Raw genomic sequence first — 14,344 nt, 5'->3', positions numbered from 1 at the left:
GCCGAAGACTGGTGGCAGCGGGCCCGCGACGCGCCCGCACCGCGCCGACGACCACCGAGGTGACCTGCATGAACGCCCCGACGACGTGCCCCTGCTGCGGGGTCGTGGTCATGCCCCGGGAGCTGTCCTACGACTTCGACGGCGAGACCGTCGCCTCGCTGACCCGCGAGGTCGCCTACCTGCGCGAGACCGTCGCCCGCCTGCGCGGTGTCGCGCAACCGCCCCAGACGACGCAGCCGGCCCGGTCGGCCCAGTCGGCCCAGTTGGTCCAGCCGGCCCAGCCGCCCCGGGCGCCGGTCGTCTCGCTCACCGCCTGACCCGCGTCCCGTCACCGGCCGCGGCCCGCAGCCGGGCCACGGCCGTCCCCGGGTCGAGGCCGGGCAGTGCCGGCCCCGACCACCGCACCACGGCGCCCTCGACCACGTCCGCGGCGAGCGCGACCAGGTCCGAGGCCAGCGCCAACCCCGTCCGCGCCGCGTCCGGCCCGTCACCCGCGCGGCGCATCGCCTCCAGGACCTCGTCGGGGACGACGACGTCGGGCACCTCGTGGCGCAGGTACTCGGCCTGCGCGTAGCCCGTCAGTGCGCCGACCGAGACGAGCACCGGCACCCGGCACCCGGCCACGTCGAGCGCGTCGACCACCACCTTCAGCCGCTCGACCTCGAACACCGGCCGCGACACGAGGAACTCGGCGCCCGCCTCGACCTTGGCCACGGCGCGGGCGGCCTCGTGCTCGAGATCATCGGCGCCGGGCGTCACGCGGGCACCGAGGCGGAACGCCGTCGCCACCCCGAGCTCGACGCCGTCCGCGTCGACACCGCGGTTGAGCCCCGCGGCCATCCGCAGCAGCTGGGCGCCGTCGACCTCCCACACCCCGTCGCGCACGGCCTGCTCGGCGTGCACCGGCGGGTTGCCCGTCTCGCACACGAGGGCGCGCAGGCCCAGGGCGTGCAGTCCCAGCAGGTCGGCCTGCAGGGCGAGCATGCTCGTCTGCCAGCTCGTCACCGTCAGGACCGTGTCGACGTCGACGCCGTCGTGCAGGTGCAGCGCGAGCCCGGCGGTGCTGGTCGTGACACGCCGCGCCCGCGGGCGGCTGACCCACAGCGCGGAGGCGCCACCGGCGACGGCCCGGCGGGCGCGGCCGAGGTGCTCGTCCGGGCCGCCGGGGCCGGCGATCTCGGCGGCGACGAGGAACTCCCGCGTCCCGCGGCGGCGCAGCCACCGGTCCAGTGCTCCCCGCCCGCGCGCGGCGGCGGCCTCCGGGGGCAGCTCGTCGGGCACCGTGGCGCGGCTGGTGACCACGACGGGAGCGGGCGCGGGGTCCGGGTCCGGCGGCGGCGCCCAGGCGTCGTGGGCGGTCAGCGCGGCGGCCGCGGCGGCGATGTGCTCGGGCGTCGTGCCGCAGCAGCCGCCGACCAGCCGTGCTCCGGCCGTGACGTAGCGCAGGACGTAGCGCGCGAAGTGCTCGGCGTCGCCCGCGAAGCGCACGCTGCGGTCGGCGACGACGTGCGGCAGCCCGGCGTTGGGCTGGGCGGTGAGCGCGGGGCCACCACCGTTGGGGCCCATCCGGCGCAGGACGTCGAGCAGGCCCTGGGGGCCGAGCGTGCAGTTGCTGCCGACGGCCGCCGCGCCGGCGTCGGCGAGCCGGGCGACGACGTCGGCCGGGGACTCGCCGGCCGCGGTCAGGGGTCCACCGTCCTCGTCGACGAAGGTGGCCTGGGCCACGACGGGCAGGTCGGTCACCTCGCGCACGGCGCGCACCGCGGCGAGCAGCTCGTCGGCCCGGCTGAACGTCTCGAACAGGATGAGGTCGACCCCGCCCTCGACGAGGGCGGTGACCTGCTCGCGGATCGCGGCGGCCGCCTCCGCGGCGTCGACGGGACTGCCGCGCCCCGGCGGCGTCACCGGCGAGACCGAGCCCGCGACCCAGGCGGGACGCCCGGCGCGGTCCCGCGCCTCGACGGCGAGACGGGCGCCCGCGCGGTTGAGCTCGCGGGTGCGCCGCGCCAGCCCGTGACGCTCGAGGCGCGGGCGCGAGGCGCCGAACGTGTGGGTCTGCAGCACGTCGGCGCCGGCGGCGAGGTAGCGCTCGTGCAGGGCGCCGACCAGCTCCGGGGCCACGACGCAGAGCTCGGCGCCGGGCCCCTCGACCTGGCCGCCGCTGGCCCGCGCGAGCGTGCCCATCGCGCCGTCGCACAGCAGCACCCGGCGGGCCAGCGCCTCGGTGAAGGACTCGCTCACCCCTCCATCTCCCCGAGGATCTCCAGCGCGACCTGGGCGGCGAGCCGGTCGCGGTAGGTGTCCAGGCGCAGGCCGCTGAGCTCCTCGGCCCGCCGCAGCCGGTAGCCGACGGTGTTGGGGTGGACGTTGAGCGCCCGCGCCACGCGCTGGGGGCTGCCGTCCTCGCGGAAGTAGCGGGCGAGGGTGCGCAGCAGCTCGACCGTGCGCTCGGAGCGGTCGGTGACGAGGCGGCCCAGCACCTCGTGGGCGAACGCCCGGGCGGCGTCGGGGTCGGGGATCTGCAGCAGGAGGCGGTGCACGCCCAGGTCGTCGAAGCGCAGCACGCGCCCGGCCCGCCCGAGCCGGCGCGCGGCGACGAGGGTGCGGCGCGCCTGGTCGTACGACGCGGCGATCTCCCCCGGCGCGCTGACCGGCCCGCCCACGGCGACGCTGACCGGCCACTGGGCGTCCGGATCGGGGACGCGCCCCCGGGCGAGGCGGCGGGCACAGGCGGCGCCGACGGCGACGGGGTCGGCGGACTCGGGCACGACGGCCACGGTCTCGCTGTCGCGCACGACGGTCAGCGCGGACGGGGCGGCGGCGAGCAGGTGCTCCTCGGCCTCGCCGAGCAGGCTCGCGGGCCCCGCGCCGTAGGCATCGTCGTCGTCCGGGGACACCACCACGACGCGGTGCGGGACGCCGTGGTCGTAGCCGACGTGCTCGGCCCACTGGGCGGCCTGGTCGGCGTCGCGGGCCCGATCGAGCAGCAGCCCCGACACGAGGTCGCCCCGGACCTGGCCCGCGGCCGTGGCCAGCACCCGGTCGCGCCCGGCGAGCACCCCGACCACCGTGGCGGCGTGCTCGGCGACGAGCAGCAGGACGTCGTCACCCGTCAGGGCCTCGGGGCGGTCGCGGCCCGCCGTGTCCTCCTCGGCGACGAGAAAGGCCGGGACCTCGGGACCGAGCAGCACCGGGGCCACGACCTGGACCCGCGTGCCGGCCCCGGGCACCCGCAGGGCACGGCCGGCCGCCGCGGCGGTCTCGAGCGTGCGCGTCCAGGCCGCGCCGCGCACCAGCCCCGACGCCTCGGGCAGCCCGAGGCCCGGCGCCGCGGCGGCGAGCACCTCGCAGGACGGCCCGACCACGGCCGCGAGCACGCCGAGCTCGCCCGCGACGACGGCGGCGACGGCCTGGACGTCCGCGGTCGGCGCGGCGACCAGCCCGGACAGGCGCCGGTAGAGGGCGACGAGGCCGCGCGGGCCCGCGGTGTCCGCAGCCGCGGCCCTCGGCGGCGTCCCACGCGCCTCCCGGGTCGTCACGTGCACCAGTCTGCTCCGTCGCGGCCCGGTGCGCGGCCGGAACGGGCGGCTCGTCATGATCGGGGGCCCGACCCCGACCCCGGGAGGCCCCGTGACCGACCGTGCGCCCCGCATCGTCGTCGTCTTCTACTCCGCGACCGGCAACGTGGCCGCGCTCGCCGAGGCGCTCGCGCAGGGGGCCCGCGACGCCGGCGCCGAGACGCGCGTGCGGCCGGTCGCCGAGCGGGCACCGGCCGAGGCGATCGAGGCGAACCGCCGGTGGAAGGCCTGGGTGGAGGGCAACCCGTACGACACGCAGGCCTCCCTCGACGACCTCGAGTGGGCCGACGGCATGGCGTTCGGCAGCCCGACGCGGTTCGGCAACGCCGCCGAGCAGCTCAAGGCGTTCATGGACACCACCGGCGGGCTGTGGGCGCAGGGCAAGCTCGCGGACAAGGTCGGCACGGCGTTCACCAGCGCGTCGACCGGCCACGGGGGGCTGGAGTCGACGATCCTCGCGATGAACAACGTGCTCTACCACTGGGGCACGCTGGTGATGCCGCTCGGCTACGCCGCCGACCCGTCGCTCATGTCCTCGGGGAACCCTTACGGCGCGTCGTGGGTGTCGAAGAAGTCGGCCGCGCCCGACGACGACGCGCTGCACGCCGCCCGCGTCCAGGGCACCCGCCTGGCACAGGTGACGGCGAAGCTGATCGCGTAGGTCCCATGTGAGTGATTTTCCCAGCTATAGCCGAGAAGATCGCTCACGTGCTGGATGCCTACGCCGAGGCCGCGACGGCCGTGACGGAGCTGGTGGCGCGGATCCCGGACGACGCCTGGGACCGGCCCGCGCTGGGTGAGTGGGACCTGCGCGCGCTGGTGGGGCACACGAGCCGGTCGTTCGTCACCGTCCTGACCTACCTCGGACGCCCCGCGGAGCGCGAGGACGTCCCCGACCCCGAGGGCTACTACGCCCTGCTGCCGTCGATGACCGGCGAGGGCTTCGACCAGGCCGCGGTCGCCCAGCGGGGCCGCGACGCCGGGGCCGCGCTCGGCGACGACCCGGCGGGCGCGTTCCGTGACCTCGCCGACCGCGCGGTGGCGGCCGCCCGCGCGGCGGACCCGGACGCGCTGATCGAGACCATCGCCGGCGGGCTGCGCGTCGCGTCCTACGTGCCGACGCGCACCGTGGAGCTCGTGGTGCACGGCCACGACATCGCGGCCGCGACCGGGCTGGACGTGACGTTCTCGGAGGGGACGACGGCCGGCGTGGCCGCCCTGCTCGCCCGCACCGGCGTCCGGCTGGGCCACGGCCCGGCGATCATCCACGCTCTCACCGGCCGCGCGCCCCTGCCCGCGGGTTTCAGCGTGGTCTGAGCGGCCCACGTGAGCGATCCGGGTCGCCGTGGCGACCCAGATCGCTCACGGGCGCAGCATCAGGCCGCCGAGCCCACCGAGGCGACGATGTCGTCGAAGCGGGCGGCGAGGTCGAGGTCGAGGGCGGCGACGACACCCATGCTCTCGGTGCGCGCGCGCACGGTCAGCGAGGTGGGCGTGCGCTCGACGATGCGCAGCCGGGCGCCGATCTCGCTCTCGGCCGCGCGGAGGCGCTCGAGGACGAGGTCGAGGTGCTCCGCGGGCAGCGAGACGGTGCGCTCGATGCCGGAGACGTCGCCCGACCAGTCGGTGAGCTGGCGCAGCACGCGTTCCAGTTCGTCGGGGTCCACCGGCTGCGGCCGACCCTGGGCCCCCACGGACGCAGCGTCCGGCGGCACCGTGGGGCCGCTGCCGCGCAGGTCCTCCGGCACGACCCGCCCGATGCGCTCGCCCAGGTCGGCGTCCTCGGCGTTCAGCTGGCCGATCACCGCGGTCAGCGCGTAGCGGGCGCGCTCGGGCTCCCAGCCGCTGCGGCGCGCGACCTCGTCGACGAGGCCGGCCTCGGTCGGGGTGCCGCCGCCACCGGCCGTGTCGACGCCCGCCTCCTGCTCGAGGAGGTTCGGCAGCGCCTTCGCCAGCGCGTCGCGGTCGTCGCTCGGCAGGTGCTCGGCCAGCGTGGCGAGCACGGCGTCGGCCGCACGGCGGGCGTCGTCGGTCTGGGCGAAGCCACCTCGTGTGGCCACGCCGGCGAGGAACTCCTGGTGTCGCATGGCCCGGGCCTACCCGGCTCGCGTCGCCGTGTACCCCCGATCAGCAGAACGTCGGGAGCGGTCCCTGCCGGCGCTCAGTCCAGCGCGCGGCGCAGGAAACCCCGGAGGCCGATGGCCCCGAACAGCACGCACGACGCCAGCAGCGCGAGCAGGCAGATCCACGCGGGCAGGTGCGGTACCGCCGGGGTCAGCGCGCCGCGCAGCCCCTCGGAGACGTAGGTGATCGGGTTGAACGCGCAGATCACCTGGAACCATCGCAGGTTCTCCAGCTGCAGGAACGGGAACTGCGTCGAGCCAGTGAACAGCAGCGGGGTGATCACGACCGCGAACACGACGTTGATGCGCCGCGGCGAGACCAGCGTGCCGATGACCAGCCCCGCCGCCCCACCCGACAACGAGCCGAGCACCAGCAGGACCGCCGCCCAGGGCAGCCCGCTGAGGTCCCAGTCCACGCGGTCGAGCACGAGGTAGCCGACCGGGATCATCACCAGCGACCCGAACAGCCCGCGCATCGCGCCGAACACGATCTTCTCGACGGCCACCAGGCGCGTCGAGAGCGGCGCGAGCAGCCGGTCCTCGATCTCCTTGGTGTACGAGAAGTCGATGACCAGGGGCAACGCCGTCGCCTGCACGGCCACGAAGAACGCGTTGAGCGCCAGCAGCCCGGGCAGCAGCAGCTGGGCGTAGTCCGGCGTCACGTAACCGAGCTGGCCCAGCACGACGCCGAAGACGAACAGCAGGAAGAACGGCTGCACCAGCACCTGGCTGATGAAGCTGCCGAACTCCTTGCCCGTGACCGCGAGGTCACGGCCCAGCACCCCCAGGAACGCCCGCCCCTGCCCCGGACCCACCCGCGTCGGCGCGCTGATGGCTCTACCTTCCCTTCGCACGGTGGAACCCGGCAGGGAGCGCTTGGTGCGCTTGTCCCTTGAGGACTGAGGTGAGACGGCGCCCCTGCCGGGCCCCGGCGAAGGCCTGACGTCCGGGAGGGTGTGGTCCCGCGAGGACTGGTTCATCAGCACGACGCAGCGCCTTCCCCGGCCGCCGAGCATGCTGTCGGCGGCGGAAGGAGAACGGACCGTGCTGGGAATCGGCATCGACTGGGCCGAAGAGTTCCACGATGTTGCCTTCGGAACGGTGGAGAAAGGAGTGATCGAACAGTTCCGGATCGAGCACGGCCCGAGCGGCGTCGCCACGCTGATCGAGCGGGCGCTGCGCCTGGAACCGGACCCGGCCGAGATCCGGGTGGTGCTCGAGACCCGACACGGGTTGCTGGTCGAGGCGCTGATTGACGCCGGCTTCGCGGTGGTCCCGGTCAACCCCGACCTGGTCGCCCGCCGTCGCGGTCCGGCACGCAAGAAGGACGACGCCGAGGACGCCCGCATCTGTTGTCTGCTGGCGCTGGACCGCCACGCCATGCTCAAGACGCTGATCCCCCACGGCGACATCGGCGGCGAGCTGCGCGCGATCGGCCGCGACGACGAACGCGCCGCCCGCGACCAACGCCGACTGCTCAACCGGCTGCGCGCGGACCTGCAGACCACCTACCCGGCCGCGCTGACCCTGGCCGGTAGTGATCTCGGGGCGCCCACGGTGCTGCGGCTGCTCGAGCGCTGGCCCAGCCAACCCGAGCTCGCCGAAGCCTCCCGCGAGGACCTCGTCGCGTTCGCCCGCGCTGGCCGCCACGGCTGGCCCGACCGGTTCGCCGATCAGGTCGAACACGCCCTCGCTGTTCCGGGTCTGCCCACCCGCGACTACCTCGTGCGCGCCAAAGCCGCCGGCATCCGGCTGGCCGCGGTGCAGCTGCTCGCGCTGCACGACGCCCGCCGCGGCTGGGAGAAGCGCATGGCCGAACTGCTGCTCGGCGGGCCACGCAGCGGACGTGACCACACCGTGAAAGAACCCGACCCGGGGAAGGCCTTCCCAGGCGGGGACATCTACCTGAGCTTCCCCGGCCTGGGAGACCGCCTCGCAGCTCGGGTCGCCGGTGAGATCGGTGAACACATCGCACAGTTCGACACACCCAACGCCCAGCAGTGCTACGCCGGCCGCGCCCCGGTCACCCGCCGCTCGGGCAAGAACGATTTCGTGGTCGCCCGCCGCCTGGCCCACAACCGCTACCTCGGCGACGCGGTGCACCAGTGGGCGTTCTGCAGCCTCACCCGCAGCGGCTGGGCCCGCGAGTTCTACGACACCAAGATCACAACAGGGAAAAGCCACCACGCCGCGATCCGCGCGTTGGGCAACCGCTGGCTGGAGATCCTCTGGCACTGCCTGACCAAGGGCGTCGCCTACGACGAGAACATCCACGTCACCAACCGCAACCGCGCCCTCGGACGCGCCGCCTGACCCGGTGGTTGACAGAGGGTGTCTCACCGCAGCCCCCTGCCCGTCAGGTCGATGAAGACGTCCTCGAGCGTCGGCTCCCCGACGTCGACCTGGCCCACGGTGGCGCCGGTGCCGGCCACCGCGCCCAGCACCGGGGCGAGCGCCGCGCCGGCGTCGCCGTCGACCCGCACGCGCAGGCGGACCGTGTCGTCGCCCTCGCCGCCGCGGTCGTCCACCCCGGCCACGCCGCGCACGCCGTCGATGCGGCCCCGCACGGTCGCCGCGTCGGCGCCGGTGAGCACGAGGTCGATGGTGGCCTCGCCGGGCAGACCCGCGACCAGCGCGTCCGGGGAGTCCAGCGCCAGCAGCTTGCCGTGGTCGACGATGCCCACGCGGTCGGCGAGCTTCGCCGCCTCGTCCATGTCGTGGGTGGTGAGCACGACCGTGACCCCGGACGCGGCGAGCTCGGTCACGCGGTCGTGGACGAACAGGCGCGCCTGCGGGTCGAGCCCGGTGGACGGCTCGTCGAGGAAGAGCACCTGCGGGTCGTGCATGAGGCCGCGCGCGATGATCAGCCGCTGGGCCTGCCCGCCGGAGAGCTCGTCGGGGTTGGTCGACGCCTTCTCGGTGAGGCCCATGCGCTCGAGCAGCTCGTCGGCCAGCGGACCGCGCCGCGCTCGGGGCACCCCGTGGTAGGCGGCGTGCCAGACGAGGTTGCCGCGGGCGTCGAGCGAACGGTCGAGGTTGGGCCGCTGGGGCACGACGCCGAGCACGGCCCGCGCCGCCACGGGATCGGCCGCGACGTCGATGCCCGCGACGGTGGCGCGCCCGGAGGTGGGCGTGACGCGCGTGGTCAGCACGCCCACCGTGGTGGTCTTGCCCGCGCCGTTGGGCCCGAGCAGCCCGAACACCTCCCCGCGGCGCACCGCGAAGCTCAGGCCGTCGACGGCGGGCCGGCCGCTGCGGCCGTAGCGCTTCACCAGGTCGGCGACCTCGACGGCGGGCGCCCCCTCGTCGGCGTGGACGGCCGGCTGCGTCGCGGGAGCGGTCGTCTGCGTGCTCACCCGTGGTCCTCCCGTCGCGCCGGCCCGGGTGGCGGACGCCCGATCGACGCTACGCCGGGCCCCCGACAGCCCTCATGTCGAATTCCGGTGGGCGCGGTCACGGGGACCACGGTCGGCCCTCGAGCACGGTCGAGGTCAACCGCTCAGCTCAGTGCTCCGACGGCGGCACCGGGACGTGCACCAGCCGCGGGCCCGGCCCGGCGAAGCCGCGCCGCAGCGCCGCGCGCAGCTCCTCGACGCTCCCGACGCTCTCGGCGGGCACCCCGTAGGCCCGGGCGAGCCCGACGTGGTCGATCGCGGGCAGGTCGAGCCCCGGCACCTTCGGGGTCTGCTCGCGCGCGGCGAACCACTTGAGGATCGCGTACTCGCGGTTGTCCAGGACGAGCACCGTCACCGGCACCTGCAGCGCCGCGGCCGACGCGAGCGCCTGCACCGTGTACTGCAACGAGCCGTCGCCGATCGCCGCCAGCACGGGACGCGTCGGGTCCGCGAGCGCCACGCCCACCGCTGCGGACAGGCCGAAGCCCAGGCCCCCGGAGGCGGTGAAGTACGAGCTCCCGGGCCGGGCCAGCGGCACGCGCGCCTGGGCGATCGCCCGGTGCGAGGGCGCCTCGTTGATGAGCACCCCGCCCTCGGGCCACTCCTGCGCGAGGGTCGTGAAGACCTCCTCGGCGGACACCCGCCCGTCGCCGCCGGCCCGGGGTGCGGCGAGCTCCTGCGCGGGCGGTGGGGCCGTGCGGTCGTCGGGGCCCGGGCCGACGCGCTCGCACAGGGCCCGCAGCGTCAGGGTCGGGTCGGCGACGACGGCGTCGCCCACCGGGGCGCGCGCCGCCTGGTCCGGGTCGGCGGTGACGTGCAGCAGCCGCGTGCCCTCGGGCAGGAACCGGCCCGGCACGTACGGGTAGTAGCGGAAGACCGCCGTGCCGACGACGAGGACGACGTCGAACCCCTCGAGGGCCTCCGCCACGGGCGCGATCGCCATCGGCAGCGCGCCCCGGAACTGCGGGTGGTCGGTGGGGAAACCGACGCGGCCGTCCGAGGGCGGGGCGAACACCGTCGCCCCGAGCCGCTCGGCGAGGGCGACGGCGTCGTCGAAGCCGCCGGTGGCGTCGACGTCGCCGCCGACGACCAGGGCCGGGGACCGCGCGCGGTCCAGCGCGGCGACGCACGCGGCGAGGCCGTCGGGGTCGGGTCCGGCGCGGTGGTGCACGCGGCGTGCGGCGACGGCGGCGGCCGCCTCGGTCTCCGGGTCGAGCACGGCGTCCCAGTCGTCCATCGGGACCGAGACGAACACCGGACCGCGCGGCGGGGTCGCCGCCGCGTGCACGGCGCGGGCCAGCACGGCGGGCACGTCGGCCGGGCGGGCGGGCTCGAGCGAGAGCTTCACGGTCGGGCGCGGCAGGACGGTGGCGTCCGGGTTGGTGAGCAGCGCTTCGAGGTTGAGCATCGGGCGGACCTGCTGGCCCGCGGTGACGACGAGCGGCGCGCCGTTGGCCGCGGCGTTCACCAGCGCGCCGAGGGCGTTGCCGACGCCGGGCGCGGTGTGCAGGTTGACCAGCGCGGGACGTCCGGTGGCCTGGGCGTAGCCGTCGGCCATGCCCACCACGGCGGCCTCCTGCAGGCCGAGCACGTAGCGGAAGTCGTCCGGCAGGTCGGCGAGCATCGGCAGCTCCGTGGAGCCCGGGTTGCCGAACACGGTGGTCATCCCGTGGGCCCGGAACACCTCCAGGGAGGCCTCCCGCACCGTCGGTCCGTCCGCCATCCCACACCCCTCCCGGCTGTGATCCCGCCGGGCGAGTATCCCCGGACCGGGCGGGGTCAGCGCGGTCGATGCAGCCGCGAGACGCGGATGACGATGTCGCGGAGGCCGTCGTGGTCGAACTCCCGCCGCATCTCCTCGGCGCGCAGGGTGGCCTCGACCCCTTCGTAGGGGCCGTGGGCGTCGAGCTCCCCGGTCTCCGGGTCGAACACCAGCACGACGTACCCGTCGCACTCGTCCAGGTCCGCCGCCGCGGCCAGCAGCACGGCCGATCGATCGTTCAGCACGCTGATCACCTCCGCTTCGTGCATCGCCACCATGCGGTCCCGTGTGACACCTCGCCGCGAAGTTGGCTCGTTCGGGTCATGAACTCCAGCCGTCGGCGTGTCGCGCTGGTCCGGACGCCCACCGGATCGGGTCGCATCGTTGGGCGGCGTCCCGCGCGTCTGGATACGGTGCGGTCGTGGCCGCCTCCGCACCGGTGCCGACCGGCGATCCGTCCGTCGAGGTCGTCCCGTTCGTGCTCGACGTGCCCGACGAACAGCTCCTCGACCTGCGGGAACGGCTCCGGCGGGTCCGGCTGCCCGAGCCGGCGACCGACCCGTCGCAGGGCCTGGGCCTCGACGCGGTGACCGAGCTGTGCCGCGCGTGGCTCGAGGAGCACGACTGGCGGCGGGTGGAGGACGAGCTCAACCGACGGGGTCAGTACCGCACCGCGATCGACGGTCTCGGCGTCCACTTCCTCCACGTTCGGTCACCACGTCGTGACGCTCTGCCACTGATCATCACCCACGGGTGGCCGGGGTCGGTGGTCGAGGTCCTCGACGTCCTCGACGCCCTCACCGACCCCGGCGACGACACGCGCCCCGCCTTCCACGTGGTCGCGCCGTCGCTGCCCGGCTACGCCTTCAGCGACAAGCCCACCGCTCCCGGCTGGGGCGTCGAGCGCATCGCCGACGCGTGGGCCGAGCTGATGACCCGCCTCGGCTACGAGCGCTTCCTCGCCCAGGGCGGCGACTGGGGCGCGATGATCACGACGAGCCTCGCGCTCCGCCACCCCGACCGGGTGGCGATGATGCACACCACCATGCCGATCGCCCCGCGCCCCGAGGGCTTCGACGACGCGATGCTGGCCGAGCTGGACGAGACCGAGCGACGGTGGCTCGCCGGGACCGACGAGTTCCGCAGGGTCGGCTCCGGCTACTCCGGCCAGCAGCGCACCCGGCCGCAGACGCTGGGCTACGGCCTCGTCGACTCGCCCGCGGGCCAGCTCGCGTGGATGGCCGAGAAGTTCGTCGCCTGGACCGACGGCGACGGCTTCGGCGGCGTGCCCCGCGACCGGGTCCTCGACAACGCCGCCGTCTACTGGCTGACCGCCTCGGGCGCCTCGTCGGCGCGCCTGTACTGGGAGAGCTTCGCGCGCGGCGACCTCAGCCCGGTCACGGTCCCGAGCGCGGTGTCGTACTTCCCCGCCGAGATGGTCAAGGTGCCGCGCGCCTGGGTGGAGGCGCGCTACACCGACCTGCGGCACTGGAACGTGCTCCCGACCGGCGGGCACTTCGCCTCCCTCGAGGTGCCCGGCGACTTCGTCGACGAGCTGCGGACGGCGTTTGCGCTGGCGCGCTCGTGAGTGCTCGTCCGTGCCCCGGCACGGACGAGCACGCACGGGTGGGGAGCACCGAGGTCACCCCGGGTGGACCACGATCTTCCCGACGTGCTCGGCGCGGGCGAACTCCTCCTGCGCCTCGTGGATCGCGCTCAGGGGGCGGCGCCCGGCGATGCGGGGGCGGACGCGCCCGGCGACCGCGTCGGCGACGAGCTCGGCGAAGTGGGCCGGGGTGTGCATCGACGAGCCGACGAGCGCGACGTTGTGCAGGTAGAGCCGCCGCAGGTCGAGGTCCACGCGCGCCCCGCCGATCGCCCCGGCGATCACCCACCGTCCGCCGTCACGGACGCGGTCGAGCAGCGCGGGCAGCAGCGGGCCGCCCACGACGTCCACGACGGCGTCGAGCGGCCGGCCCGCGACGCGCCCCACGGCGTCGGCGACCGCCGCCGGGTCGCGATCGCGCAGCACGACCTCGGCCGCCCCGCCCTCGCGGACCGCCTCCTCCTTCCCGGCCGCGGTGATCGCCACGACCCGCGCGCCCCGGGCCGCCGCGAGCTGCACCGCCGCGAGCCCCACCCCGCCCGACGCCCCGGTGACCAGCACCGTCTCGCCCCCGGCGATCCCGCCGCGGGCCAGCATCCCGGCGGCCGTGCCGTAGGCGACCGGGAGCGCCGCGAGCTCGTCGTCGGTCAGGGGCGAGTCGGTGACGTCGTGGGCACGCTCGTCCGCCGCCACGGCGTAGCCCGCGAACCCGCCGTCGGCCTCGCTGCCGAGCAGGCCGACCGGACGCGCGTCCGGGCCGGGCCCGTCGTAGAACGCCGGGTCGACGAGCACCCGCCGCCCGACGCGCGCGGGGTCCACGCCCCCGCCCACCGCGACGACCTCACCGGCGATGTCCCCGCCCTGGATGCGCGGGAAGTCGACCGGGCCCCGCCAGCCCGCCCGTGCGTCGGGGTCGCCCGGCAGCCCGTAGGCGCCCTGGCGGGTCCAGATGTCGGTGTTGTTCAGCGCGGCCGCCGCGACCCGCACCAGCACCTCGCCGTCGCCGGGCCGGGGTACCGGGACCGAGCGCACCTCCAGCACCTCCGGCCCACCGAACCCCGTGAGCACCGCCGCCTGCATCTCGTCCGGGACCATCTCGACCTCCGACTACACTGACCTGTGAACCCGACACTAAGTTCACAGATCAGTGAAGTCCAGCGGAGGCCCGATGACCGGCGACACACTCACCCCGGGCGCCCGGCGGATTCTCGAGGTCGCCTCGGAGCTCTTCTACGCCCGCGGCATCCACGCGGTGGGGGTGGACACGATCGCGGCCGCGTCCGGGGTCACCAAGCGCACGCTGTACGACCGATTCGGCTCGAAGGACGCGCTCGTGGCCGCGTACCTGCGGGCCCGCGACGAGCGGTGGCGCGACCGGGTGTCCGACGCGCTCGAGGCCGCCGGCGACCCGGTGAGCCGCGTGCTCGCCCCGTTCGACGTGCTCGGGTCGTGGGTGGCCGATCGCGGCTGTGCCTTCGTCAACGCCTTCGCCGAGCTCGACGATCCCGGACACCCGGGCCGGGCGCTGATCGACGACGAGAAGCGCTGGCTCCGGGCGCTCTTCGCGACCGAGCTCGAGCGCGCCGGCGTGGACGACCCGGACGGGCTGGCGCTCCAGCTGCTGGTGCTGCACGAGGGCGCGCTGGTGGCGCAGGCGGTGGCCGCGGAGCCGGGCGCGATCCGGTCGGCCCGCGCCGCCGCGGCCCAGCTGGTGGCCGCGGCGCGGGGTGGCCCCGGGGTGTGAGCGCTTCTCCGTGCCAGGGCACCGGAGAGCACGCACGAGGCCGACGCTCCTATGGTTCGTCAACCCCTGCGGGTTCGAGCTGACGGTAGAGCTGGCGGGCGATGTAGCGCTTGAGGCATCGGCGGATCTCGCGGTC

Annotated in this window: 14 protein-coding genes; 6 read left to right on the top strand and 8 right to left on the bottom strand. The window is 75.6% G+C overall.

All coding sequences use genetic code 11. From position 1 onward, the window contains the following. Positions 1-68 precede the first annotated feature (68 nt). Positions 69-317 carry a hypothetical protein gene (locus C8D89_RS04765; protein WP_133251815.1) on the top strand — a complete coding sequence of 83 codons (249 nt, stop codon included), beginning with the start codon at positions 69-71 and terminating at the stop codon, positions 315-317. Here C8D89_RS04765 and C8D89_RS04760 read toward each other — a convergent pair. Both C8D89_RS04760 and C8D89_RS04755 read right to left on the bottom strand, forming a co-directional pair. Continuing rightward, positions 307-2,241, bottom strand: coding sequence for a homocysteine S-methyltransferase family protein (locus tag C8D89_RS04760; RefSeq protein WP_116706972.1), 1,935 nt, complete (start codon positions 2,239-2,241; stop codon positions 307-309). The genes C8D89_RS04765 and C8D89_RS04760 overlap by 11 nt on opposite strands. Further along, positions 2,238-3,539: a PucR family transcriptional regulator gene (locus tag C8D89_RS04755; RefSeq protein ID WP_133251814.1), complete on the bottom strand. Its 1,302-nt coding sequence runs from the start codon at positions 3,537-3,539 to the stop codon at positions 2,238-2,240. Before C8D89_RS04755 ends, C8D89_RS04760 begins: the two co-directional genes overlap by 4 nt. A 91-nt stretch (positions 3,540-3,630) precedes the next feature. On the opposite strand from C8D89_RS04755, the gene wrbA reads away from it, so the two are divergent. Together wrbA and C8D89_RS04745 are read left to right on the top strand one after the other, a co-directional pair. After that, complete coding sequence (gene wrbA / locus C8D89_RS04750) at positions 3,631-4,239, top strand: NAD(P)H:quinone oxidoreductase (RefSeq protein ID WP_423716681.1); 609 nt, start codon at positions 3,631-3,633, stop codon at positions 4,237-4,239. Positions 4,240-4,286: 47 nt separating this feature from the next. Next, positions 4,287-4,895: a maleylpyruvate isomerase N-terminal domain-containing protein gene (locus C8D89_RS04745; RefSeq protein ID WP_207787063.1), complete on the top strand. Its 609-nt coding sequence runs from the start codon at positions 4,287-4,289 to the stop codon at positions 4,893-4,895. Between the two features lie 59 nt (positions 4,896-4,954). Here the strand turns inward: C8D89_RS04745 and C8D89_RS04740 are convergent, their stop codons facing one another. Together C8D89_RS04740 and C8D89_RS04735 are read right to left on the bottom strand one after the other, a co-directional pair. Further along, positions 4,955-5,665 (bottom strand): DUF2267 domain-containing protein, encoded by a 711-nt coding sequence (locus C8D89_RS04740; protein WP_116706970.1) that lies wholly within the window; start codon positions 5,663-5,665, stop codon positions 4,955-4,957. 74 nt (positions 5,666-5,739) lie between these two features. After that, positions 5,740-6,516, bottom strand: a complete 777-nt coding sequence (locus C8D89_RS04735; RefSeq protein ID WP_243417864.1) for an ABC transporter permease — start codon at positions 6,514-6,516, stop codon at positions 5,740-5,742. A gap of 199 nt (positions 6,517-6,715) precedes the next feature. Between C8D89_RS04735 and C8D89_RS04730 the strand changes: the two genes are divergently transcribed. Next, complete coding sequence (locus C8D89_RS04730; protein WP_279323356.1) at positions 6,716-8,014, top strand: IS110 family transposase; 1,299 nt, start codon at positions 6,716-6,718, stop codon at positions 8,012-8,014. 23 nt (positions 8,015-8,037) lie between these two features. On the opposite strand, the gene C8D89_RS04725 is transcribed toward C8D89_RS04730, so the two are convergent. From C8D89_RS04725 to C8D89_RS04715, 3 genes are all read right to left on the bottom strand, one after another. After that, positions 8,038-9,057: an ABC transporter ATP-binding protein gene (locus C8D89_RS04725; RefSeq protein ID WP_116706969.1), complete on the bottom strand. Its 1,020-nt coding sequence runs from the start codon at positions 9,055-9,057 to the stop codon at positions 8,038-8,040. Between the two features lie 148 nt (positions 9,058-9,205). Then, a complete protein-coding gene (gene mdlC / locus C8D89_RS04720) occupies positions 9,206-10,819 on the bottom strand; it encodes a benzoylformate decarboxylase (RefSeq protein ID WP_116706968.1) in 1,614 nt (537 codons plus the stop codon). A gap of 56 nt (positions 10,820-10,875) precedes the next feature. Next, the gene (locus C8D89_RS04715) at positions 10,876-11,103 is read right to left on the bottom strand and encodes a hypothetical protein (protein ID WP_243417862.1); all 228 of its coding nucleotides are present in this window, start codon (positions 11,101-11,103) and stop codon (positions 10,876-10,878) included. Positions 11,104-11,279: 176 nt separating this feature from the next. On the opposite strand from C8D89_RS04715, the gene C8D89_RS04710 reads away from it, so the two are divergent. Further along, complete coding sequence (locus C8D89_RS04710; protein ID WP_243417861.1) at positions 11,280-12,446, top strand: epoxide hydrolase family protein; 1,167 nt, start codon at positions 11,280-11,282, stop codon at positions 12,444-12,446. Between the two features lie 54 nt (positions 12,447-12,500). On the opposite strand, the gene C8D89_RS04705 is transcribed toward C8D89_RS04710, so the two are convergent. Beyond that, a complete protein-coding gene (locus C8D89_RS04705; RefSeq protein ID WP_243417860.1) occupies positions 12,501-13,559 on the bottom strand; it encodes a zinc-binding dehydrogenase in 1,059 nt (352 codons plus the stop codon). A 73-nt stretch (positions 13,560-13,632) separates the two neighbouring features. On the opposite strand from C8D89_RS04705, the gene C8D89_RS04700 reads away from it, so the two are divergent. Then, positions 13,633-14,208 (top strand): TetR/AcrR family transcriptional regulator, encoded by a 576-nt coding sequence (locus C8D89_RS04700; protein WP_116706967.1) that lies wholly within the window; start codon positions 13,633-13,635, stop codon positions 14,206-14,208. Positions 14,209-14,344 lie beyond the last annotated feature (136 nt).

The sequence above is a fragment of the Actinomycetospora cinnamomea genome (assembly GCF_003096675.1).
Taxonomy (GTDB): domain Bacteria; phylum Actinomycetota; class Actinomycetes; order Mycobacteriales; family Pseudonocardiaceae; genus Actinomycetospora; species Actinomycetospora cinnamomea.
The sequence above is the reverse complement of the archived record's forward strand: the minus strand, read 5'-3'. Positions and strand labels throughout refer to the sequence as shown.

What these genes read in the sequence shown, in the direction of transcription:
- mdlC (WP_116706968.1), bottom strand. Translation starts at nt 10,819, where the DNA reads ATGGCGGACGGACCGACGGTGCGGGAGGCCTCCCTGGAGGTGTTCCGG.
- C8D89_RS04700 (WP_116706967.1), top strand. Translation starts at nt 13,633, where the DNA reads ATGACCGGCGACACACTCACCCCGGGCGCCCGGCGGATTCTCGAGGTC.
- C8D89_RS04740 (WP_116706970.1), bottom strand. Translation starts at nt 5,665, where the DNA reads ATGCGACACCAGGAGTTCCTCGCCGGCGTGGCCACACGAGGTGGCTTC.
- C8D89_RS04705 (WP_243417860.1), bottom strand. Translation starts at nt 13,559, where the DNA reads ATGGTCCCGGACGAGATGCAGGCGGCGGTGCTCACGGGGTTCGGTGGG.
- C8D89_RS04765 (WP_133251815.1), top strand. Translation starts at nt 69, where the DNA reads ATGAACGCCCCGACGACGTGCCCCTGCTGCGGGGTCGTGGTCATGCCC.
- C8D89_RS04730 (WP_279323356.1), top strand. Translation starts at nt 6,716, where the DNA reads ATGCTGTCGGCGGCGGAAGGAGAACGGACCGTGCTGGGAATCGGCATC.